The 21,546-nt window shown below is 61.6% G+C and carries 17 protein-coding genes and 2 riboswitches; of the genes, 8 read left to right on the top strand and 9 right to left on the bottom strand.

Going from position 1 to position 21,546, the window contains the following annotated elements; all coding sequences use genetic code 11:
• Window positions 1-30: 30 nt before the first annotated feature.
• The 8 genes from FVW59_RS10745 to FVW59_RS10710 all read right to left on the bottom strand — a co-directional run bounded on the left by FVW59_RS10745 (window position 31) and on the right by FVW59_RS10710 (window position 8,446).
• Complete coding sequence (locus tag FVW59_RS10745) at window positions 31-900, bottom strand: transglutaminase-like domain-containing protein (RefSeq protein ID WP_148064267.1); 870 nt, start codon at window positions 898-900, stop codon at window positions 31-33.
• Window positions 901-943: 43 nt separating this feature from the next.
• A complete protein-coding gene (locus FVW59_RS10740) occupies window positions 944-1,681 on the bottom strand; it encodes an N-formylglutamate amidohydrolase (RefSeq protein ID WP_148064266.1) in 738 nt (245 codons plus the stop codon).
• A gap of 42 nt (window positions 1,682-1,723) precedes the next feature.
• On the bottom strand, window positions 1,724-2,449 hold the full coding sequence (locus tag FVW59_RS10735; RefSeq protein ID WP_148064265.1) for a proteasome-type protease: 726 nt from the start codon (window positions 2,447-2,449) through the stop codon (window positions 1,724-1,726).
• Between the two features lie 184 nt (window positions 2,450-2,633).
• Window positions 2,634-4,763: a TonB-dependent siderophore receptor gene (locus tag FVW59_RS10730; RefSeq protein WP_148064264.1), complete on the bottom strand. Its 2,130-nt coding sequence runs from the start codon at window positions 4,761-4,763 to the stop codon at window positions 2,634-2,636.
• Between the two features lie 213 nt (window positions 4,764-4,976).
• A complete protein-coding gene (bfr, locus tag FVW59_RS10725; protein ID WP_148064263.1) occupies window positions 4,977-5,447 on the bottom strand; it encodes a bacterioferritin in 471 nt (156 codons plus the stop codon).
• A 16-nt stretch (window positions 5,448-5,463) separates the two neighbouring features.
• Entirely contained in the window at window positions 5,464-5,934 is a 471-nt protein-coding gene (gene bfr, locus FVW59_RS10720) for a bacterioferritin (RefSeq protein WP_148064262.1), read from the bottom strand.
• A 149-nt stretch (window positions 5,935-6,083) separates the two neighbouring features.
• Window positions 6,084-6,344: an RpiB/LacA/LacB family sugar-phosphate isomerase gene (locus FVW59_RS10715; RefSeq protein WP_246139702.1), complete on the bottom strand. Its 261-nt coding sequence runs from the start codon at window positions 6,342-6,344 to the stop codon at window positions 6,084-6,086.
• 86 nt (window positions 6,345-6,430) lie between these two features.
• Window positions 6,431-8,446, bottom strand: a complete 2,016-nt coding sequence (locus FVW59_RS10710; protein ID WP_148064261.1) for a TonB-dependent receptor plug domain-containing protein — start codon at window positions 8,444-8,446, stop codon at window positions 6,431-6,433.
• 133 nt (window positions 8,447-8,579) lie between these two features.
• Window positions 8,580-8,792: riboswitch (cobalamin riboswitch) on the bottom strand.
• A gap of 74 nt (window positions 8,793-8,866) precedes the next feature.
• Window positions 8,867-9,071: riboswitch (cobalamin riboswitch) on the top strand.
• A gap of 295 nt (window positions 9,072-9,366) precedes the next feature.
• Between FVW59_RS10710 and FVW59_RS10705 the strand changes: the two genes are divergently transcribed.
• The 4 genes from FVW59_RS10705 to FVW59_RS10690 are packed head-to-tail and all read left to right on the top strand — an operon-like array spanning window position 9,367 to window position 16,120.
• Window positions 9,367-10,932: a PepSY-associated TM helix domain-containing protein gene (locus tag FVW59_RS10705; protein ID WP_187275846.1), complete on the top strand. Its 1,566-nt coding sequence runs from the start codon at window positions 9,367-9,369 to the stop codon at window positions 10,930-10,932.
• A 25-nt stretch (window positions 10,933-10,957) separates the two neighbouring features.
• Entirely contained in the window at window positions 10,958-15,355 is a 4,398-nt protein-coding gene (locus FVW59_RS10700) for a cobaltochelatase subunit CobN (protein ID WP_148064259.1), read from the top strand.
• Entirely contained in the window at window positions 15,352-15,804 is a 453-nt protein-coding gene (locus tag FVW59_RS10695; protein WP_148064258.1) for a MotA/TolQ/ExbB proton channel family protein, read from the top strand. The genes FVW59_RS10700 and FVW59_RS10695 overlap by 4 nt, the downstream gene beginning before the upstream one ends.
• Window positions 15,794-16,120, top strand: a complete 327-nt coding sequence (locus FVW59_RS10690; protein ID WP_148064257.1) for a DUF2149 domain-containing protein — start codon at window positions 15,794-15,796, stop codon at window positions 16,118-16,120. The genes FVW59_RS10695 and FVW59_RS10690 overlap by 11 nt, the downstream gene beginning before the upstream one ends.
• Window positions 16,121-16,138: 18 nt before the next feature.
• Here the strand turns inward: FVW59_RS10690 and FVW59_RS10685 are convergent, their stop codons facing one another.
• The gene (locus FVW59_RS10685) at window positions 16,139-17,053 is read right to left on the bottom strand and encodes an alpha/beta hydrolase (RefSeq protein ID WP_148064256.1); all 915 of its coding nucleotides are present in this window, start codon (window positions 17,051-17,053) and stop codon (window positions 16,139-16,141) included.
• Between the two features lie 174 nt (window positions 17,054-17,227).
• On the opposite strand from FVW59_RS10685, the gene FVW59_RS10680 reads away from it, so the two are divergent.
• The 4 genes from FVW59_RS10680 to FVW59_RS10665 all read left to right on the top strand — a co-directional run bounded on the left by FVW59_RS10680 (window position 17,228) and on the right by FVW59_RS10665 (window position 21,419).
• The gene (locus tag FVW59_RS10680; RefSeq protein ID WP_148064255.1) at window positions 17,228-17,941 is read left to right on the top strand and encodes a YebC/PmpR family DNA-binding transcriptional regulator; all 714 of its coding nucleotides are present in this window, start codon (window positions 17,228-17,230) and stop codon (window positions 17,939-17,941) included.
• A 12-nt stretch (window positions 17,942-17,953) separates the two neighbouring features.
• Window positions 17,954-18,355 carry a YchJ family protein gene (locus FVW59_RS10675; RefSeq protein ID WP_148064254.1) on the top strand — a complete coding sequence of 134 codons (402 nt, stop codon included), beginning with the start codon at window positions 17,954-17,956 and terminating at the stop codon, window positions 18,353-18,355.
• A gap of 13 nt (window positions 18,356-18,368) precedes the next feature.
• Window positions 18,369-19,508 carry a class I SAM-dependent RNA methyltransferase gene (locus tag FVW59_RS10670; RefSeq protein WP_148064253.1) on the top strand — a complete coding sequence of 380 codons (1,140 nt, stop codon included), beginning with the start codon at window positions 18,369-18,371 and terminating at the stop codon, window positions 19,506-19,508.
• 195 nt (window positions 19,509-19,703) lie between these two features.
• On the top strand, window positions 19,704-21,419 hold the full coding sequence (locus tag FVW59_RS10665; RefSeq protein ID WP_187275845.1) for an amidohydrolase: 1,716 nt from the start codon (window positions 19,704-19,706) through the stop codon (window positions 21,417-21,419).
• Window positions 21,420-21,546 lie beyond the last annotated feature (127 nt).

Below are 21,546 nucleotides of genomic sequence, written 5' to 3'. Positions count from 1 at the left end.
ACCGTTGCCGACCCGGCAAGAGTGAGGGTGTTAAAGGCGAGGTAAGGGACTCTTTGCCAACGGTATTGTCACGACGGGATTGGCGGCCAAGGCTGTACCCATCTCGTCGGTGTGCACCTTGAATGACCTGAGTATGTTGGGTCCGAAGGCTGTGCTGATGGCTACATCGGCGGCATCGCGACCGCGGGCGATGAGAATACGCCCTATGCGCGGTGTGTTGTTGCGAGGATCAAACACATACCACTGGCCATCGAGATAGGCTTCAAACCAGGCGGCGAAATCCATTTCCCCGTAGGGCGGTGGAATGCCGATATCCCCCAGGTATCCTGTGCAGTAGCGGGCGGGGATGTTCATGCAGCGACACAGGGCGATGGCGAGGTGCGCGAAGTCGCGGCATACCCCCTGCCTCACCTGCAGGACTTCCCTCGCGGTTCTGGTATTGCGCGCGTGCTGGTAGCCGAATTCAATATGGCTGTGAACAAAATCGCAGATAGCCTGGACGCGGGACCAGCCAGTGACATTGTTGCTGAACAGTTGCCAGGCGGTATCCACCAGAGAGTCGGTTTCGCAGTATCGGCTGCCGAGCAGAAACAGCAGCGCTTCATCGGGGAGGTGCTCTACCGGGGTCTGACTTGCCTGCGGTTTCACTGTATCGGGCAGGCCGCTGTCATTGATCGTGGCGTCCGCGGATAAATGCAGCACGCCCTTCGGGGCGACGATTCTTGCACACTGGTTGCCATAACTATCGCCGTAGGTGGCAATGGAACCCGGCGGGTCGGTATGTATTGTGTCGGGAGTTAGCAGATCCGGAGCCCTGCTGGAGTGCACTTTCAAGGTGAGGATCATTGGTGTCGGTTTGGGGCATTCGAATATCAGGTCGTAGCCAATGCGAATTTTCATGGTGTGGGCTCCACTCTGTGCAGGTATTGGGTGGGGTGATCTATCATGCATGACAGTCCACGAGTGCAGTATTCAGCGTCGCGATGACTAACTGCCGCAGCGCAAACCATTGCCTGGAAGGGCACAGCAGGTGCCTTTGGTTGAGCTCCAGTTCGATGCCCAGATAGGTGTCCGCGGAGAACTTTTTCCGCAGTGCCGAGGTGAGGCCATCATTGCGCCCCTGGTAGGGATAGTTACGGCGCACCTCAATGTCGGGTGCAGAGGCAGTAAGTGCAGACTTCCACTTCGCGCACAGGACTTTTTCGTTTTTTCGGGCGGGATCATAGAGAAGGCTGACATCGGCGTGGCGCACACTACCGTCCAGTCTTTCGGTGAAGCTGTGACAGGAAAAATGAATGGCCCGGCCCCGCAGGGCAATGCTCTCTGCAACCAGGCGCTCGACCTCCTTGCGGTAGGGGCGATAATAGTGCTCTACGATCTCTTGCCGCAGGTCGGTGGGCAGCGCGCGAATCGCTTCCATATGCAGGTCTCGGTGTCCGATCGAGCGATTCAGGTCCACTACCAGACGGCTGACCGTGGAGGTCAGCAGCGGAGCAGAGAAATGCCTGGCCAGGGCCCTGGCCATGACCAGGGCTCCGGGGTCGAATCCGCGGTGGCTTTTCAATAAACTGCGACAGTGGCTGAACAAGTGGCGATAGCGCGCCGGCACCTGGTTGCCGCCATGCTCGCAGGTAATGATCAACGGCGTTTCCGCCTTTCTCAGCCTATCCTTCTGTTTCATTTTTCATGCTTCTGTGCTCTTTCTCACCATTTCCGGCCAGGACTACCATTCCAGGTCGGTCAGGTGGCTGAAGACCTCACGTATGCCGGCATTCCACTCTTTGCTGAGTGCCGTAAAATAGTGGTCGCCCGGATCGAAGCGCCGACGCATGGTCACTGCCAGGCTGTCGAGTGGATAGCAGATCAGGTCGATCGGCATACCGACCGATAAATTACTGCGCATGGTCGATTCGAAGGAGACAAGGACACATTTTGTGGCGTCACCGAGGGTGGTTGAGCGGGTAATAGCCCAGTCAATAATGGGCTTTCCATATTTGGTTTCACCTGTCTGGAAATAGGGAGTCTGGTCTCCTGCCTCGATAAAATTCCCTTCCGCATACAGGCGGAAGAGGCGCGGCGGCTCGCCCTTGATCTGCCCGCCGAGGATGAAAGAAGCGTGAAACCCGGACTCATTTTTTGCCAGGTGCGGCCCGTCGCGTTTGTCCACCAGGCGCATGGCGTCCGAAACCAGCAAGGCAACGTCAAACATGGATCCGGCGTTCCACAGGCTCGGGCAATCAGGCCGCGCGCCCTGCTGCCTGAGGTGACTGATGACTGCCTGGGTGCCGCCGAGATTGCCAGAACTCAGCAGTACGATAACCCGATCGCCGGTTTGCTCGAAAAGGCTCAGTTTGCAGAAGCTGGCAAAGTTGTCGACGCCGGCGTGGGTCCGGGAATCTGACGCGAATATCAGGCCGCTATCCAGTATTATCCCGACACAGTAGGTCATCGCCCCTTATCCCAATCAGCCAGGTACTGTTACTCCTTTGAGCATCAGTTTGCCTTGTCTTCTTGGTATAGTCTGGGCAGGGACGCGCGGCCTGTCGGTGCGGTAGGGCACAGATCGACGATATCCCGAGTCGAATCGGGATACCGGTATAATCGTCAGGTCGATTCCGTACTGCTGCTGAAACTCAGAATTGCCAGCTGGCTGACACGTTTACGCTGCGCGGTGCGGCGTAGAAAACCTGTTCGTACTTGACCGAGCTGAAGTAATCCTCGTCGGTGATGTTGTCCACATTCAGGCTCAGTGACAGGCCGTCGGTGATGGCGTAGCTGGCGTAACCACCGACAACAACGTAGCTGTCCTGCTTGATACGGCCGTAGGCGGAATCGAAGTAGATATCGTCCTGCCAGCGGGTGGACAGCCCCATCTTCAGGTCCGGCAGGGCCTGCGGATTCCAGCTCATCAGCAGTTTGAAGGTGTTGCGCGGAATGAAGGTGCGCGCCTCGTCACCGTTTTCATCTTCCAGTGAGAGGTGGGTGTAGCCGGCCTGCACCGACAGTTCGTCGGTCAGCTGTCCCGCCAGTTCAATTTCCACGCCCTCCGATTCCACATCGATGCCGCGGTAGATGGAGTAGTCAAAGTCGTCGCTGTAGTCGGTATCGTCAATACCATCGCCATCGCCGTACTCCTTGAACTCCTCCAGATTGCTCTGCTCGGTACTGAATACGGCGAGGGTCAGCAGGGTGTTGTTGCTGAAGGCTTTCTTCAGGCCCACCTCGTAGCTTTTACCTTCCGCGGAGCCCAGCGGGCTCAGGTTTTCACCCTGCACGTACTGGGGCTGGTAAATGTCGCTGTAGCTACCGTAGGCGTTCAGGCCGTCCAGGATTTCCCAGGTGAAACCGATGTAGGGATTGGTGCCGTCTTCGGTGGAGCTGGTAGACACCCCGTAACTTACCCCGTCATTGGTGTAGTCGACGGCACTGGCGCCGAGGATCAGGTTGAAGTTGCTCGTCAGCGCCAGCATCAGGGAGCCGTAGAGTCGGTCCAGGTCGATATCCTGTTCGGCGGCGATAATGGGGGCGGCGAAGTTCGGACGCGACACTTCGCGGCCGCTCCAGCCGGGGAAGGCGGGCATCATGTCGAAGCCGCTCAGTGCCGCGTAGGACAGGCCTTCGGATTCACTGCTGGCGCTGCTGTAGCCGAACTGCAGCTGGTGCTGCTGCCCCCAGGCTTCAAACGTGCCGTTGAGGCTGGCGTCGAGGACCAGGCTGTCGCGTTCGTCTGCGTACTTGCCGGGATAGCCGAACAGGCCGAGGCCGGTCTCCGGGTCCAGACCGACGCCGGTGTTGGTGTAGACGTAGAAAATCTCGGAATTGTCTTCGTAGTCTGTCTGCCTTGCGGAGGTGGTCAGGCGCCAGTTGTCGCTGATCTGCCAGCCCAGTTCGGCAAACAGTTCGTCGCTTTGGGTATCCCAGTAAGTCCAGTCCATGCTGGTGCTGGTGGATTCGTCGTAGTCAATCGCTGTACCGTCGTTGTACAGCGCCGGCACGGCGCCCCACAGCACGCCGTCACTGTTGTTGTCCTGGTGTGTGTAGCCGGCGGCCAGGGTCAGGTTGTCGGTCAACTGGCCATCCACTACTACGTAGGCTACCTGGCGGTTGTTGCTGTAGTGATCCAGCCAGCTGTCGGAATCCTGGTAGGCGAGGACGGCGCGGGCCGCCCAGGAGCCGCTCTCGGTCAGCGGCACGGAGACATCCACTTCCGCCCGCTGGTTGTCCCAGCTGCCGCCGGTCAGCTTGACGCTGCTTTCCAGTTCATTGGTAGGGCGCTTGCGCACATAGTTGATGGTGCCAGAGGGGTTGCCGAGGCCGGTGATCAGGCCGTTGGAGCCGCGGATAATTTCGACATTTTCGTAAACGACGGTGTCGATATCGCCCACGATCAGGTTACCGAAGGGCATGCCCACGCCGTCGATGTGCATGCTGGTGATGTCGAAACCGCGGGCACTGTATGACGTGCGGTCGGTTTCGGTGGAGTCAACGTTCACCCCGGTGGCCATCTTCAGCATCGTATTGATATTGGTCAGGCCAAACTCTTCAATGGTCTCTGCATTGATGATGGTCAGTGACTGCGGCGTTTCGTAAATACTGAGGTCCAGCCCCGTCGCCCCGCGACTTTTGCGATCCTCGCGAATGGCGGTAATGATCATTTCTTCCAGTGAATTGGCCGATGCGCTCTGCGCCAGGGCGGCAGGTGTGGTCAAAACGGAAGAGGCGAGAATGGCGCTGGATATCGCCACCGGCAACGGCTTTTTCATCAGGGTCCCCAAGAGTTGTGTTCTAAAAGTGGGGGCCATTCTATGGGGTGACACAAAAACTGTAAATGCAAATAAGAAAAATTCGTATTTGCGGTGCCGTGGGTGCAGAGGTGGCGCAGGGCACTTGCCGCCAGTAATACGAGGCTCTATGAGTGCCGGGTGTGTGAGTGTTGGTAAGGGGGGGCCGGGGATTCCCCGGCCAGTGGACAGCGCTTAGCCCATCTGGGACTGGGTATAGTTCGGCAGGCCAATCCTGTCGATCAGGCCCAGTTGCTTCTCCAGCCACCAGGTGTGGTCAACCTCGGTGTCTTCCAGCAGTTTGCCGAGGATTTCGCGGGTCTGGTAGTCCTTCTCGTCCTCGCAGAGCTTGATGGCATCCTTCAGCGCCGCGGTAACCGCAATCTCTACATTGAGGTCGCTCTGCAGCATCTCCGGTACCGTGCTGCCCACGTTGATGGGCTCGCGGGTGACCATATCGGGCACGCCCTCAAGGAACAGAATGCGCTCGATGAGGGCCGCGGCGTGGGCCTTTTCATCGTCAAACTCGTGATCGATACGCTCGAACAGCTTCTGCAGACCCCAGTCGTCGTACATGCGCGAGTGGATGAAGTACTGATCCATCGCCGCGAGCTCAAAGCTCAGCAGGCCGTTCAGTGCAGCGATAATCTTGTCATTGCCTTTCATTGGCTTCCTCCCAGTCTCAGGACGACATTTGCGATTGCAGGTAGTTTTCCAGACCGGCGTTGCTGATCAGGTACTGCTGGGTTTCGATCCAGTCGACGTGTTCTTCCTCGTACTCGAGGATATCTTCGAGGACATCGCGGCTGACGTAGTCCTGCACTTGCTCGCAATAGGCGATGGCCTCGCGCAGTTTTGCCAGTTGCTCAACTTGCAGATCCATATCGCAGCGCAGCATCTCCTCGGTGTGTTCGCCGATACGAATGCGGTCCAGCTGCTGCAGGTTGGGCAGGCCCTCAAGGAACAGAATGCGCTCGATCAGCTCGTCGGCCTGCTTCATATCCTTGATGGACTTTTTGTAACTCTTCTCGTTCAGCCCCTCCAGGCCCCAGTTGCGGTACATCCGTGCATGCAGGAAATACTGGTTGATGGAGGTCAGTTCCGTGGTCAGCAGAGCGTTGAGAAGCTGTATGACCCGGGCGTCGCCTTTCATGTGATTCTCCTGTGTACCCGTATTCAGCGGCGTTCTGGAATCCGGCGCCGCATATGGGGGAGAAGTGTATGAGTTTTCGTCAAAAAGTCAATAAATCTTTATAAATCAATAAGTTATGAATATGAATCAGATGGATTCTCATTGTTCTTTCAGATGGCATCGCGCCATTCAATTGATGGGATTGACGAGCCCGTGCCGCAGCCGGATACGACAAAATCGACAGCCTTGCTGTTGAGCAGCAGGCTGGCGCAGATGCCCAGGTGAATGTAGGTCAGCCGGTGGTCGTTGTCCCCGTCCATGCCGACATTGAATACGGTATGGTTCTGTTGTGCTGCCACATCCTGCAGCTCTTTGAGAACCATCGGGTTCTTGGCCGCCTGTGAGAATTCCATCATCAGTGCGATTTTCATCGGCTGTACCTCGTGTCTGGTGGCCCGCCATTGTAAAAAAGCCGCTCAGAGGATGAATTAGCGGGCCGGCCACCGTATACCCGCCTTCAGAATCGGTAGGAGTAACCAAGGTGAAGGGTGCGCTCCATACCCAGGCTGCGGTACAGATAGCTGTTGCCGGTAGCATCCTCGTTAGCGGTACCGATATCGGTCGCGTATTCAGCATCGGCAATGTTTTCCAGGCGCAGGGTAAGCTGGTGCTGCTGGTCACTGCCGAGGGTGAGGAACCCCGATATATCGGCGACGGTGTAACTGTCGCGGGTTTCCCGGTCGTTGATCTCGCCAACATGAACCGTGGTGAAATTCAGGCCCCAGGGGCTGCCGGGTTGCCGGTAGTTCAGGCTCAGTTTGGATTCGCGTTCCGGGATGTCGTTGAGTTGCTCCCCATCGTCGTTAAGGCGGGCCCCGGTCCAGGTGTAGCTGAACTGGCCGCGCAGGCTGTCAGTCATCTGCCAGTTGGTTTGCAGTTCCGCCCCCTCGATGTTCACCTCGTCTCGGCTGTTCTCGAAAGTCTCGCCGGTAACGCCGCCGATGGTGACCGGGACGTAGGCACTGATGTAGTTGCTGACATCGCGCCTGAAGCCGGTCAGCTCGAACTGGAAGCGCTCAAAGCTGGCACCTACGGACAGATTGAGGTTCTCGCTTTCCTCCGCTTCCAGTTCCGGGTTGCCGATGGCGAACCAGCCATTGTCGGGCACGCCGTCGCCGTCCAGGTCGTAGTACTCGTTCAGGAACAGTTCCTCCGCGTCGGGTAGACGGAAAGAGGTGCCGACATTGCCCTGCACATACCAGCCCCCACTGAAGTCGTGCTTGCCGGTCAGGTTCCAGACGGTGGATTGGTCGGCATCGGAGGGCCGGTTGTTGCGCACACCCAGCGCAAACAGGCTGTTCTCGAACAGCTTCTCGGAGGTGCGCAATTGCGCAAAGACCGCATTCACTGTCTCTTCCTGGTCGGCGATGCGCCACACTTCGTCCACGCCGGAGTAATTCTGCTGGTCGAAACCCAGTACATATTCAAAGTTGCCGTCGAAGTCCAGCTCCACCATGGCATTGAAGCCGTAGTCCTCGTAACCCCAGTAGGCGTCGTCGTTGAGCACCACTTCGCCGCCGGTCAGGTTGCCGTTGTCGTCCAACTCATTGTAGATACGGGTGTAGTAGGTGTCCCACTCGTGCAGATAGCCCTTGAAGTAGAGTTGGGCGTAGTCCGACAGGCGTGAATCCAGTTTGAGGGTGGTGAGGCCTTCCTCGCGGTGGTTGGTGGTCTTCTTGTTCAGGGCTGGGCGCGCGAAATCCAGATCGGCATCGGTGTACTGGTACATGGCGGAAACGCGGGTGTCGTCGCTCAAATTGTAGGCGTACTTCAGGCCGGCGGACTTTACGTTGTAACTGCGGTCGGTATCGGTGACGCTGGATTGAATGGCGTCATCGTCGAAGGGGGTATAGCCATCGGCGTGGTCCTGTGAGGCGTAGACGACGAACTGATGAGCACCGAGGGCGCCGCGTGCGTAACCGTTGAGGTTGGAGCCGTCATTGCTGTTGATCCCGCCGCCGACAGCACCGCCGATTTCTTCGCTGAAGTCTTTGCTCACGATGTTGACCACGCCGCTTACCGACTGGGTACCGTAGAAAATGCCCTGGCCGCCTTTCAGTACTTCTACCCGCTCAATCATGTGCGGGGGAAGGGTATCCAGTGGACTGGTGTTGTTGTACAGGCGGTTGTTGATGCGTACGCCATCCACCAGCCAGAGAATGTCCTTGTTGCGAGCGCCCTGCAGGGAGGCGGAAAAATAGTCGAAGGGCCCGTTCTTGGGCGACATGTGCAGGCCCGGAACCAGGGTTTTCAGCGCATCGGAGACATCGACGAAGCTGTGCTGGCGGATGGTCTCGGCGGTGATCACTTCCACCTGGTTGCCATAGCGTTCGAGGGTCAGTGGAATCGATTCTTCCAGTTTCTGGTCAACGACGAGCAGTTCTTCCAGGCGTGTATCGGTGGATGCGGATGCGGGGATCGCCGCCAGGCCGCTTGCGGCGGCGACAGCGAGGGACAGGTTACGGGGTGTCATGGCACTCTCCTGCAGGATATACGCGTAAGGGCAATCCTCGCGACTATCCAGACCCGGAGTGCACGCAGCCCGTTCCTCTGCCGGTGCAGAGCGGGAGATGCAATACCGTTGCTGGTGCCCTGGGTCGCGAGGACGTAAGCCGTTTCTGCTGGCAGGTCTTCGGACTCAGGAGCTCGGCAACCTCAAGTTACCAGCCTCAACCGGCGGCTTCCCGTTCCAGTGAACAGTGCCTGTGTGCCGATCTCGTTCCCCATTACCGCTGCGCGTCAGTCCCGGAATTGCACCGGGTTCCCTTTTCAGGCAACGGGACAAGCCCCGTTGCGCCACCAGCAGCGCAGGAGGTTAGCCGTACACCTGGTCTTTGTACAGCGCGCCTGGGCGGCGGTTTGCGCATTGACGTGTCTTTGTACGCGCCAGTACAATCCTCCGCCTGCATCAGGTGCCTGCTCGTTTTTCCTTTCGCCGGGAACAACTGGAGCAGGGTAAACGGGAAGTGTGGTGCGTCACGGCAAGGGTGTGCAAACCTAATGGCCGCCGCTGACAAAGCCTCCGCTGCCCCCGCAACGGTATGCGGATACATCGCTGTATCCGCAAGCCCGAAACCGGCCTGCTGGCGTTCTCGCCATACATGCAGTGACTGCGACGATGAAGCGGAGGGCTTCACGCTGGTTGACCTGCCGGGCTGAGTCGCGGCGGGTTTCCCTTCTTTCTCTCCCACGTACGTTCGCATTCTTGATTCTGCAGTGATGAAGCGGAGGGCTTCCTTGTGCAGGCTGTCTTCCCTTTGCCGGACCGTGCCGCCTGTCATTCTCTCCTCCGCCCGCTTTCAACAGGTGTGATTGAGGAGCGACCATGTGTTTGTATCGCCGGCCCCACTGGCCGGGTGACGGTAATCCCCGCGTCGCAGATGGAGCGGTGTGGTGAACTGGCGTCGCTGCTTGTACCTGGCTCACCGCTGGTTAGGGATAGGGCTCTGCCTGCTGTTTGCCGCGTGGTTTTTCTCCGGCGTGGTGATGATGTATATCGGCTTTCCCCGGCTCAGTGTCGACGAAAGACTGGCCGCGCTGCCGGCCTTGCAGGCGGAGTCGCTACAGTTTGGTCCCCGGGCATTACTGGCCCAGCTTGACGGCGACCTCCAGATCGACAGCCTGCGGTTGAGCACCGTGACAGGGCGACCAGCCTACCTGTTGCGCACTGCGGGGCGAGAGCAGCTCGGTATGTTCGCCGACACCGGCGAGCGCTTTACGGAGTTCGGTACCGGGGATGCACTGCGCGCTGCCGCTGTTTATGCAGAGTCACTCGGCATTGCAGCGGGTTACGGGCCCACTTACCTGGGCCGGATCGGGATGGATCAGTGGTCGGTGTCCAGCGAGCTGCATCGTCACCGGCCCCTGCATCGGGTTTCACTCAATGACGCCCGGGGAACCCAGCTCTATGTGTCCTCCCGCACCGGGGAAGTGGTTCGCGACACCTCCACCAGTGAACGCGCCTGGAACTGGCTGGGCGCCAACCTGCACTGGATTTATCCCCTGCAACTGCGCCGCCATGGCGAGGTCTGGTACTGGGTGGTCGTTGTCCTCTCCCTCACAGGGCTGGTGTCCATCCTCTCCGGTGCCGTTATCGGTTGCATGCGGCTGCGATGGCGCAAACGCTACCGTGGCCGGGACGTAACGCCCTACCGTGGGGCCATGAAACTGCACCATCTGCTGGGGCTGTGGTTTCTCATTCCCCTGACCACCTACCTGTTCAGCGGCCTGATGTCGATGGGGCCCTGGGGTATTTTCGATGAGGACGTACCCTACGCCACCCAGCGCGCCTCGTACCGGCAGGTGCCTCCGGCACAGTCCGCCCTGCAGGGCAGCGCCGGAGCGGAGGAGCTGCGCCAGGTGCTTGTCGCCCGGCCGCACAGCCGCGAGGTCGTCTGGCACTGGCTGGCGGGGTGGCCGCACCTGTACACGGTTGGCGGTGGCAACTCCCGGGAGCCTCTCACAATGCGCCCGGCAAGCGTTGGTGCGGCAGTCCCTGTGGATTGGACGCAAGCAGCCCTGGCGCAACTGAACGCAATGATGACCGGTCATGCAGTCAGCGCTGTCGATACGCTCACGGCCTACGACAATTACTACTACGTCCACCACGACGACTGGCGCCCCTTGCCGGTGCTGCGGGTCCGTTACGACGACCCGGCGCAGAGCTGGTTTCACATCGACCTCGCCACCGGTGAATTGCTCAACTGCCTGACCGCCACCGGGCGGCTTGAACGCTGGCTTTACAACGGCCTGCACAGTCTTGATTTCCAGTTTCTGATCAACCGCCGGCCCCTGTGGGACCTGGTGGTTATCGCGCTCAGTGTCGCCGGCTTTGTGCTGTCGCTCACTTCGGTGGTGATTGCCTGGCGGCGGCTGCGACCGAAATCAAGGCGCTCCCCAGGGCGACCAGCCCGCAAGCTGCGGCCTGACAGCACGGCCGTCGCGCAACCCACATCGTGATACACGCTCTGCAGGAGAGGCATTTATGGCCCTGACACGACGCACTCCCAACTTCCTGCTGTCACTGGCGGGCTTCTGTCTGTTGCTGTTGCTGCCGCTAGTGTCATCGGGCGCGGGGGAGCGAGGTGACGATGCCCTGCAACTGTTGATGCTTACGTCCCAGCGCAATGCCGAAACCATCGCGGAAGCGGCGCGGCAGTTCAATGCACAGCACGCTGGCTATCGCATCGTGGCGCGTAGCGATGTGCAGTTGTGGGAGATGACACCGCGCCAGCAGCAGGCGCTGATCGACGCCAGTGACCTGGTGTTAGGGGCGGGGCTGTTTGGCGCCAGCGTGGCGGAGCTCACGCCCCGCTTTGCGGCCAGCACAACGCCGCGCCTGATTTTCAACAGTGATCACCGGCTGATTCGCCTTAGCCAGGTGACACTGGCGCCGGTTTTCGACAGCGATGAACTGCTGCGCGAACTCGCCGGCATGGCCCACAGCGGCGATTTCAATGCCAAACTGGTGCAGTTACAACAGCGCTATCCCGCCCAGGCGGAATGGCTCGGCGCCCGCCGTTACTGGCAGGCCGGCGGCAGCGCCAATATCGCGAGCCTGTTTGCCTGGGGCTTCAATTTTCTCGGTGCAGATATTGCCGCGCCGCCAGCGACACCGGTGCCGCGCCTGCGCTGGCAGTATCGCGATGCATTCAGCACTGCATTGCCCGCGCTTGTCGAAGACAAGCCGCTGCTGGTGGTACTGGATCATGCCGGCGGCGACCGCCCTGCGGACAACGCTTTGTTGCGTGAACTTTGCAGGCAGGCAGAAGAGGCCTTCCAGCAGCAATGCCTGATCGGCCTCGCCTACTGGGGTGAAGCGGGCGTTGCCGCCGTCGAGACGCTCAAGCCTGTGGCCCGGCAGCTCAGCGCGATAGTGATGCTGCAGGACTTTGTGATCGGCGGCGGCGAGGGTAGGGAGCAAGTGGCCGACGCCTTTGAATCCCTGAATGTGCCGGTCATCAAGGCGATCAAGCTGCGCGACCGCACACCGCTGGAGCGCCAGCTCTCCGCAGACGGCCTCGCCCACGACAAGGTGTATTACCAGGTGGCCATGCCGGAACTGCAGGGTGCCAGCCAGCCACTGGTGATTGCCGCGGCGGGGGAAGTAACCGACGATCCGATGACCGGCATACGCATCCAGCCAATAACCGGGGTTGCCGAGGGTATGACAACTCTGCTGTCACGAGTGTCTCGCTGGCAGCGCTTGCAAGCGGTAGCGAATAATGACAAGCGCGTTGCCATTGTCTATTACAACCATCCACCCGGGCGCCACAATATCGGCGCCGACAACCTCGATGTGCCGGCTTCCCTGTGGCAGATGCTCAATCGCCTGAAGGCGGAGGGTTACAACACTGGAGAACTGCCGCCATCGCAGGAGGCACTGCTGGATCTGATGCAGGAGCGCGGCGTCAACCTGCCCAACGACCCTGCCGCGCTGCAGCGCATGAGCCCGCTAGTCACACACATGTCCGCCGACGTTTACCGCCAGTGGTTCAGCGGGCTGCCCGCCAGTATCCAGCGGGAAATGGTCAGCGGCCCCTTCGGCCTGCTGCATGAACAGCTGCGTGCCGCGGTGGCGGCCGGCGAGCCGGCACTGGCGGAGGAAGCTCTCCACCACACCGTGGAGGAAATGCACCACCTGCTGGAGGGGGTCGAGCATCCGGCCCGCGACCGGGCGCTGGCCCTGCTGGGCCAGCTCGAGCACTGCTATGACCGGACCATAGAAAAGCGCGCCGAACCCTGCTGGGACGAGGCGCTGACCCTGATCAATGCATTGCAGCAAACCGGTATCGAGGGCCTCGGCGGCTGGGGCGAAGCGCCGGGCAGGGTAATGACCTACGAGGGGGAGTTGTTGCTGCCCGGTATCCGCTTCGGCAATATTTTCATCGGCCCGCAGCCGCCCCGAGGCTGGGAGATCAACGAGGAACTGCTGCACGCCAACCTGGCATTTCCGCCTCCCCATCAGTACCTCGCCTTTTACCACTACCTGCGGGATGTTTTCCGGGCAGGCGCTTTCGTCCACCTCGGCCGCCACTCTACCTACGAATTCCTGCCGCGGCGCTCGGTGGGGCTGGCGGAAGACGATTACTCGCGCATCATCGCCAGCGATGTGCCGGGCATTTACCCCTATATCGTCGACGGCGTCGGCGAGGGCATCCAGGCCAAGCGTCGCGGCCTGGCGGTGATGGTGGACCATCTCACGCCGCCGCTGGAACACACCCCCCTGTACGACGATTTGCTGCAATTGCGCCAGTTGATCGAGAGCTTCGAGGCCAGCCACGGCACCGACAACGTCGCGCTGGAAAAGCGCCTGGTAACGCAGATCCGCGACAAGGTGGATGCCCTGGAGCTGCGGGACGAACTGGCGGAGGCCATGTCGGCCGAACTGGCGGTGATGGGCATCAGCTTCGATGAAGTGGACGACGACATGCTGGTGCACGAGGTGGGTCACTACCTCACCGATCTGCAGGAGCGCTTCATGCCACTTGGCTTGCATGTACTCGGCCGCGACTGGAGTGGCGAAGCCGTGAACATGATGCTGGATTCCATGGCACCGGCAAGCGACAAGGAGCGCAGGGCCTGGCAACAATTGCTGCTGGCCTCGCCGGATGCGGAGATGGATGCCTTGCTGCGCGGTCTCGACGGCGGCTTCATCGCCCCCGGGCCGGGCAATGATCCCATCCGCAGCCCCGACAGCCTGCCCACCGGGCGCAACTTCTACGCCCTGGATAACAGCCTGATTCCGAGCCCGGTGGCCTGGGAACTGGGACGTGAGATGGCAGCCAATGCGCGCTCCAGTACGGCGATGAACCCGGGCAAGCGCGAGGCGCTGGTACTGTGGGCCTCCGACGTGGTGCGCGACGAGGGCGTGATGATTGCTTTTGGTCTCGACATGCTGGGCCTCGAGCCGGTGTGGAACAGTCGCGGACTGGTGAAGGGGCTGAAGCGTCGCGAGCTCGCCGCGGGCGAAGTGCGTCGCGACATGGTGTTCACCACTTCCGGCCTGTTCCGTGACCTCTACAGCCTGCAGATGGCGCTGCTGGATGAAGCGGTGCTGATGGCCCTGGATGCCAGCGCCGACACGATCCGCAAGGATTATCCTGCCCTGACGCTGGCCCTGGCCCAGGCGCTACAGCCATTGCAAAGCGAGCAGGGCAGCGGCGCCGCGATGGGCGGCAGCGAGAGCCTGAAACAGAACCAGGTGGCTGCCCACTGGGTGAAGCAGGCCCGCGCCCTGCTTGCGGCCGGCCACTCGGAAGCGGAGGCCGGCGCGCTGGCCAGCCTGCGCGTGTTCGGCGATGCGCCCGGCAGTTACGGCGCCGGAGTCAATCGTCTGGTGGAGCGCTCCGGCGCCTGGCAGCAGCGGGCGCAGCTGGCGGAGGTCTATTTGCGTCGCCTGGGTCACAGCTATGGCCGCGGCGGGGAGGGCAGTGGCGCCTTCGGCGCGCCGGTGGCGGACGCGTTCCGCAGTGTCCTGGTGGATGTCGAAAATACCTGGTTCGGCCGCTCCAGCAATCTCTACGGACTGATCGACAACAACGACGCCTTCGATTACCTCGGCGGCCTCAGCCTGGCGGTGGAAACCCTGAGCGGGACCGCGCCGAACAATTTTGTACTCAACCACGCCAACCCGGAGCGGGTGTACACCGAGCCGCTGGCGGTAGCACTGCGCCAGGAACTGCGCGGCCGTTTCCTCAACCCCGAGTGGCTGCAGGGGCTGATGGAGCACGGTTACGCCGGTGCGCGCACCATGGGCAGCGAGTTCCTGGAGTACCTGTGGGGCTGGCAAGTGACCAACCCGACCCTGGTGGGCGACTGGGCCTGGCAGGAGGTGAAGGACGTGTATGTCGACGATCGCTACGACCTGCAGCTCGATACCTTCCTGGAGGCGGGTCACAACGTGCATGTGAAGAGCAACATGCTGGCGATCATGCTGGTGGCGATTCACAAGGACTTCTGGCACGCGGATGAGGCTACAACCGAACAGCTGGCCGCGGAGTTCGCCAAACTGGTCAGTGCCAACGGCCTGCCGGGCAGCGGCCACACCACGCCGGACCACCCCATGCTGCCCTGGTTGCAGCAGCACTTGAACACGGACGATTGGCAGGCGCTGGAACAGGTCATCGAGCGAGCGAAGGCCGAGCCGGAAGCGGCGCAGGAAATTCATCGATTGACAGAGGTTGAGCTGCAGGAGGTGGAGCAGCCCGGCGAACAGGCACCAGCCGTTGCAACGCAGAGTGAATCCGCTGAGGCAGGCGAGACGCCCCCCTGGCGCTGGCTGCTGCTGGCGGCGCTGTTGCTGGTGATCGCCGCGGGCTTCTACCGCGGCCTGCGCCACGCCCGCCCGGCGCCGGGTCATTCGCAAGGAGGATCGGCATGATCATTCACGGTTTTACCCTGGGTATACTGCACCAGGTGGTCGGCTGGCTGCTTTACCCGGTGATTGCCGCGCTCGGCCTGGCGCTGTTGCTCACGCTGTGGGAGCTGGGTACGGCCCTCGCCGAGCGCAGCCTGACACTGGCGAGGTTGCGGCGGGGAGAGGTTGCGCACTTTGAGGGCTACGCCCAGCGCCGCCTGGAGCGGGCGGACCTGCTGGCACGCAGCGGTCCCATCCTGGGCCTGATGGGCACATTGATTCCGCTGGGCCCGGGCCTGTCGGCCCTCGGCTCCGGCAATCTCGACATTCTCGCCACCGCCCTTACTGTGGCCTTTGATACCACGGTGATCGGCCTGCTGGTTGGCCTGCTCGCCTATCTTATCGGGCGTGTGCGGCGTCGCTGGTACGAGGAAACCTGGCGCGCGATGACGGTCATTGCCGATGGCGTTTAAACGTCCGCCCTGGCAGCAGGGCCAATTCAGCGAAGCGGACACTGATCCGCTGGCGGGTTTCGCCAACATCATGGACGTGATGCTGGTGTTCGCCCTCGGGCTGCTGGTTGCCCTGATCGCCCAGAGCCAGGAATTGCGCCAGCACTTCCGGTTGCAGGAGGCGGTGGATATTCGCCAGGGGCAGGAGTTGGCAGAGCCGCCGGGGTCGCTCAGGGAGCAGATCGAGAGTGGTGCCGAGGGGATGGAGTCACTGGGGCGGGTCTACCGCGATCCCCAGACCGGCAAGTTGATTCTGATCAAGGGTAACGCCGGCTAGCCGCAGGTACCGCCAGCCTTACGGCTGCGTACCAATAGCACTGCCGGGTTCCCCTGTGCGGCCGATGCCAGTGCCGGGCCCAGGGGGCTGCAGCTCCCGGCCCTGCAAAAAGGCCTCAATCGGAGCGATGACGTCCGGGTTGGAGGTAAGGTAGTGCCCCAGTGCGGTCAGAGTGCCGACGTGCCCGAGTCCTTTCACTACCTGCAAGCGCGCATCCGGGGCCAATTCGGCCAGCCGGATCGAGTTGCGCGGCTTTACGGTGTCGTCGCTGTCGCCGGTGATCAGCAACAATGGGGGCAGGCGCGAGAGATCCTGCTTGACCGGCTGGCTGAGCGCGGCCGGGGTGGCGCCGAAGGCGGCCCGGGACGAGGCGACCTTGTAGGGGTAGAAATCGTAGGGACCGGACAGCCCGATGATGGCGGCAATGTCGCGCGGCGCCAGCCCCGCATCTTCGAGGAAGTCACTGCCCGCCACCACCTGAATGGCGTTGTAGGCGCCGGCTGAGTGCCCGGCGAGGATCAGCGGGGCGGTGCTGAGCTGGTCACTGTGAGATTGCGCCAGTGATCGCAACTTGCCCAGGGCGGCCGCGGAGTCTTCAAGAAAGGCGGGAAAGTGGACTTCCGGCACCAGGCGGTAGTCGGGGATTGCCACGGCATAGCCCATGGCGGTAAAACGGCGGGCGACAAAGGCGTATTTCGACTTCTCGCCGGAATCCCAGGCGCCGCCGTAGAAGAACACCAGCAGCGGGGCCGGGCCTGCGTTTGCGGGCAGATAGATATCCAGGCGCTGGCGGGGGTGATCGCCGTAGGCCACATCGTCAAAGGCCGGCGCGATGCGGCCGGCCTGCAGAAAATTGAAGGCGCCGAGGGCGTCGCAGCCGCTCAGCAGCACTGTGGCGAGCAGGGTGATGGATAGCTTTCGCTTCATTGGCATGGTGTGACGGTACTTCCCTGTCCAGAGCGCAAGAGTATACCCACTGGTGGATTGTTTGGCTCGCTGCGGGCCAGTTCCGGGTATGCCCGCAGCGGGACGCGGCTGCAGGAGGCCAGGGGTGCTGGCGGAGCGGTCGTTTTGAGGTAAAATCCGCGCTTTTACGGATCGAAACCCATGGGTAGAGCCTACCAGAACCGCAAAGAATCAATGGCCAAGACCTCGGACCAGAAGGCCCGGGTCTACAGTAAGCACGCGCGCGTGATCTACGTGACCGCGAAGCAGGGGGGGATTGACCCCGCTGGCAACCTGGCCCTGCGCAGCGCCATTGACCGTGCCAAGCGCGACCAGGTGCCGGCCCATGTGATCGACAAGGCGATCGACAAGGCCAAGGGCGGCGCCGGGGAGGATTTTGCCGTCGCTCGCTACGAGGGCTTTGGCCCCGGCGGTTGCATGGTGATTGTGGACTGTCTGACCGATAACCCAAATCGCACCATCGGTGATGTGCGGGTGTGCTTCACCAAGACCAAGAGCAAGCTGGGCACGCCCGGCAGTGTCAGTCACTCCTTTGACCACAGCGCGATTTTCCTGTTTGCCGGAGACGACGAGGAAGCCGTGCTGGAAGCATTGATGCTGGCCGACGTGGAGGTCGAGGATATCGAATGTGAAGACGGCAAGATCACCGTATTTACACCACCCACCGAATTCGCAAAGGCGCGCACCGCACTGAATGAGGCCTTTGGCGAGATCGAGTTCGAAGTGGAGGAAATTCAGTTCGTACCGAAAGAGACCGCGCCGATTCCCGCCGATGACGAGGCCATGTTCGAGAAGTTTCTGGATATGCTCAACGACGTCGAGGATGTGCAGAAGGTCTACCACAACGTCGGTTAGTGATCCCCGCTGATGGCGCCCGACTCTACTGACGAGGATACGGCCTGCCCCTGTGGCAGCGGCAGTGACTACCTTGCGTGCTGCGGCCGCTACCTGGCGGGCGGTGAGACCGCCGCCACCGCCGAACAATTGATGCGCTCACGCTACACCGCTTTTGCCCGCGGCGTAGCCGATTATCTGCTGTCGACCTGGCACCCGGCGACCCGCCCCTCCCGGGTGAAGCTGGATGCCGCGCAGCGCTGGATCGGCCTGCGTATCGTGGGCACCGAGGCCGGCGGCGAGAACGATGACTTCGGAAGCGTCGAGTTTGTCGCCCGGTTCAAGGAAGCGGGGCGCGGCCACCGGCTGCAGGAACTGAGCCGCTTCGAAAAAATTGCCGGTCGCTGGTACTACCGGGACGGCGACCACCGCTGAGGCGCCCAGACCTATGGCCTTGAACAAAGGCACTATCTTTTCCGCGACAGTCCGCGATCTAAGCTCCAGCGGCCACGGCGTGCTCGAACACGACAGCGGCCGGGTGGTCTTTGTGCCCGGCGCCTGGCCGGGCGAGGCGGTTACCGTGCGCGTGACGGAAGTGAAAAGCCGCTTTGCCCGGAGCGAACTGGTAAAGATTGACAGCCCTTCACCGCAACGTCGTACAGCGCCCTGCAAACTCCACGGCCAGGGCCGGGACGATTGCGGCGGCTGTCCCTGGCAGTTCAGCACTTATGCTGCCCAGTGTGAGGCCAAGCAGCGCCGGGTCGAGGGCGAGCTGGGGCGCCTGGGCATCCCGCCGGAGCAGATGCTTCCGCTTGTGCCCAGCCCGAAGGAACTGGGCTATCGCAATCGCGCCCAACTGCGCAGCGATGGCCAGCGCCTGGGCTTTCTGTCCGCCGGGGGGCGTGAACTGGTGGATGTGCCCCACTGCCCTGTGTTGAACCCCGCTGCGGCAACCCACCTGGCAGGGTTGCGCGATCAGTTGCCGAACCGGCAATGGCGCCCGCGCAAGCGCGGTCACTGGACGACCATCGATATCGACGCCGAACTCGGCAGTAGTGTGAGCCAGCGCCTGCCCTTCCGCCAGGGCAACGACGATCAGAACCTGTACATGCAGCAGTGGCTGGCCCAGCGGCTCGACCCCCTGCCGCGCGACGCCCAGGTGCTGGAACTGTTTGCCGGCTCCGGCAACTTTACCCGCGTGCTGTCCCGGGCGGGCTTTGCCGACATCGTCGCGGTGGAGGCGGTGGAGGAGGCCACCCGTGCCCTGGCGGCCCTGGCCCTGCCGGGGGTGCGCGTGCAAACCCATAACCTTTACCAGGGCGGCGCCTATCCCCGGCTGTTACGGGCGCATCGCGAGGCCCGCGTACTGGTGCTGGATCCGCCGCGCGACGGACTGCAGGCTGCGCAGGAGCTGTTCGACACCCGCAACCGCCTGAGCGACGTGCTTTACATATCCTGCGACCTGGCCACTTTCTGCCGCGACAGCCGGATAATCCTCACCGCAGGCTTCCAGGCATTGACGGTGCAGCCACTGGACCTGTTCCCGCAGACGCCCCATGTAGAATTGCTCGCACACTTCCGGCGTTGAAGCGCTAACGCACCATTGCAGTGCGATTTCGCCAACTAATCAGTGCCGGATTTTGCTGGCCCCATGACCTGTCGGCTTCTGGTCCTGTACCTCCTCGCTGAAAATCTTTCTCATGGGGCTGGCAACGCGATCTTTCATAGCGTCCGGTCTCGTGCCGGTGCGACGATTCGGAAAACAAATGTCCAGGGAGTCTGCATGAAGCGAACACTAGCGCCATTGGGTTTGGCAACACTCACCGCATTGTCCTCGATCCCGGCGCTGGCGGCTTTGCCGGCCGACCGGATTTTCTACGGCGATCACATCATCACCATGGACCCCGACCAGCCCGCAGCCGAGGCGGTGGCGATTCGCGGCGACAAGATCGTCTACGTTGGTGATCGCAGTGCGGCGGCTGAACTGCTCGGCGAGCAGACGAAGATAGTGGAACTTGGCGACAGGGCGCTGATTCCCGGCCTGATCGACAGCCACGGCCACGTCACCATGCAGGCGCGCCTCATCGACTACGTGAACGCCTCTTCGCCACCAGTGGGGCCGGTGGAGAATATCCAGGATATCCAGCAATTGCTGCGCGACCGCCTGGCCAGTAATCCGCCGGCGGAAGGGCAGTGGCTGATGGCCTACGGCTATGACGACTCCCTGCTGGCGGAAAAGCGCCATCCCACACGGGCGGACCTGGACAAGGTCTCCACCGACGTACCGATCTACATGATGCACGTCTCAGGACATCTTGGCACCGCCAATTCCGCGGCGCTTGAAGCTGCCGGTATCGACGAGAACACACCGGACCCCCAGGGCGGCGTTTTCCGGCGCATTGCAGGCACCAATATTCCCAACGGCGTGGTGGAAGAGGCCGCCACCCATACCCTGATGATGCCCCAGTTCCTGGCCAGCAGTGGCGATACGGAGAAGTTCAAAGGGCAGATGCTGAAAGCCATCGACTACTTCGCCAGTTTCGGTATCACCACCATCCAGGACGGCGCCTCCAATATGGGTGATGTGGCAGTACTGCGGGAAATGGCGGCAAACGGCGACATCGAAGCCGATATTGTCATGGTACCGGTGGCCCGCGATCTGGACGTTGCAGAAGTGGCCAGACTCAAGGCCGAGGGCTACCAGGGCGGCGTGCGGATTGGCGGCGTGAAGTTCGTGCTGGATGGCTCGCCCCAGGGGCGCACTGCCTGGACCACGGAGCCCTACGACGAAAACCCGGAAGGCGTCGAAGGTCCCTACACCGCCTATCCCACAGTGAAGCCAGTGGATTTCAAAACCCAGGCGGACGAACTGCTGCATCTGGGCATCCCCATCTACATGCACGGCAACGGTGACGCCGCCATCGACCTTGCGATGAATGCGGTCGAGGAGGCCTTCGAGGGAGAGACCCTGCCGGACCATCGCTCGGTAATTATCCACGCCCAGGTGATGCGCCCGGACCAGGTGGATCGCGCCAAAGAGTTGGACATGGTGCCCTCTTTTTACTCTGCACACTCCTTCTTCTGGGGTGACTGGCACCGGGAGAGCTTCGGCGACGAGCGCGCCTTCCATATCAGCCCCGCCAAATCGGCGCTGGAGAAAGGGGTACACTTCACCATCCACAATGACACACCGGTTGTGCCCCCGGACATGATGCGGCTGATGTGGATTGCCGTGAATCGCGAAACCCGCCACGGCGTGACGCTGGGGGCCGATGAACGCCTGTCGCCCTTCGACGCGCTGTACGCCATGACCCAGGCCGGCGCCTACCAGTACTTCGAAGAGGATTTGAAAGGTTCCCTCACCGTTGGCAAGCAGGCCGACCTGGTGGTGCTGGGCGAGGACCCGCTGGAAGCTGAGCCCTCAAGCATCAAGGATATTCCGGTGCTGGAAACCATCGCTCGCGGCAAGACCATCTACCTGAACAGCGCCGGTAGCTGAACCGGCTGGCGATCAGTTCGCCATGCTGAACTAAATCCGCGCCGCAGCTGGCGGCGGGGATGGCGGGCCCTTCGCGGGCCTGCCTATACTGGCAGTACACCGCGCATAATAATCAGAAGGGGTACTG

This window comes from Parahaliea aestuarii, from assembly GCF_008064635.1.
Classification (GTDB): domain Bacteria; phylum Pseudomonadota; class Gammaproteobacteria; order Pseudomonadales; family Halieaceae; genus Parahaliea; species Parahaliea aestuarii.
Note: the sequence above shows the minus strand (reverse complement) of the source record. Positions and strands in the feature narration are given on the sequence as shown.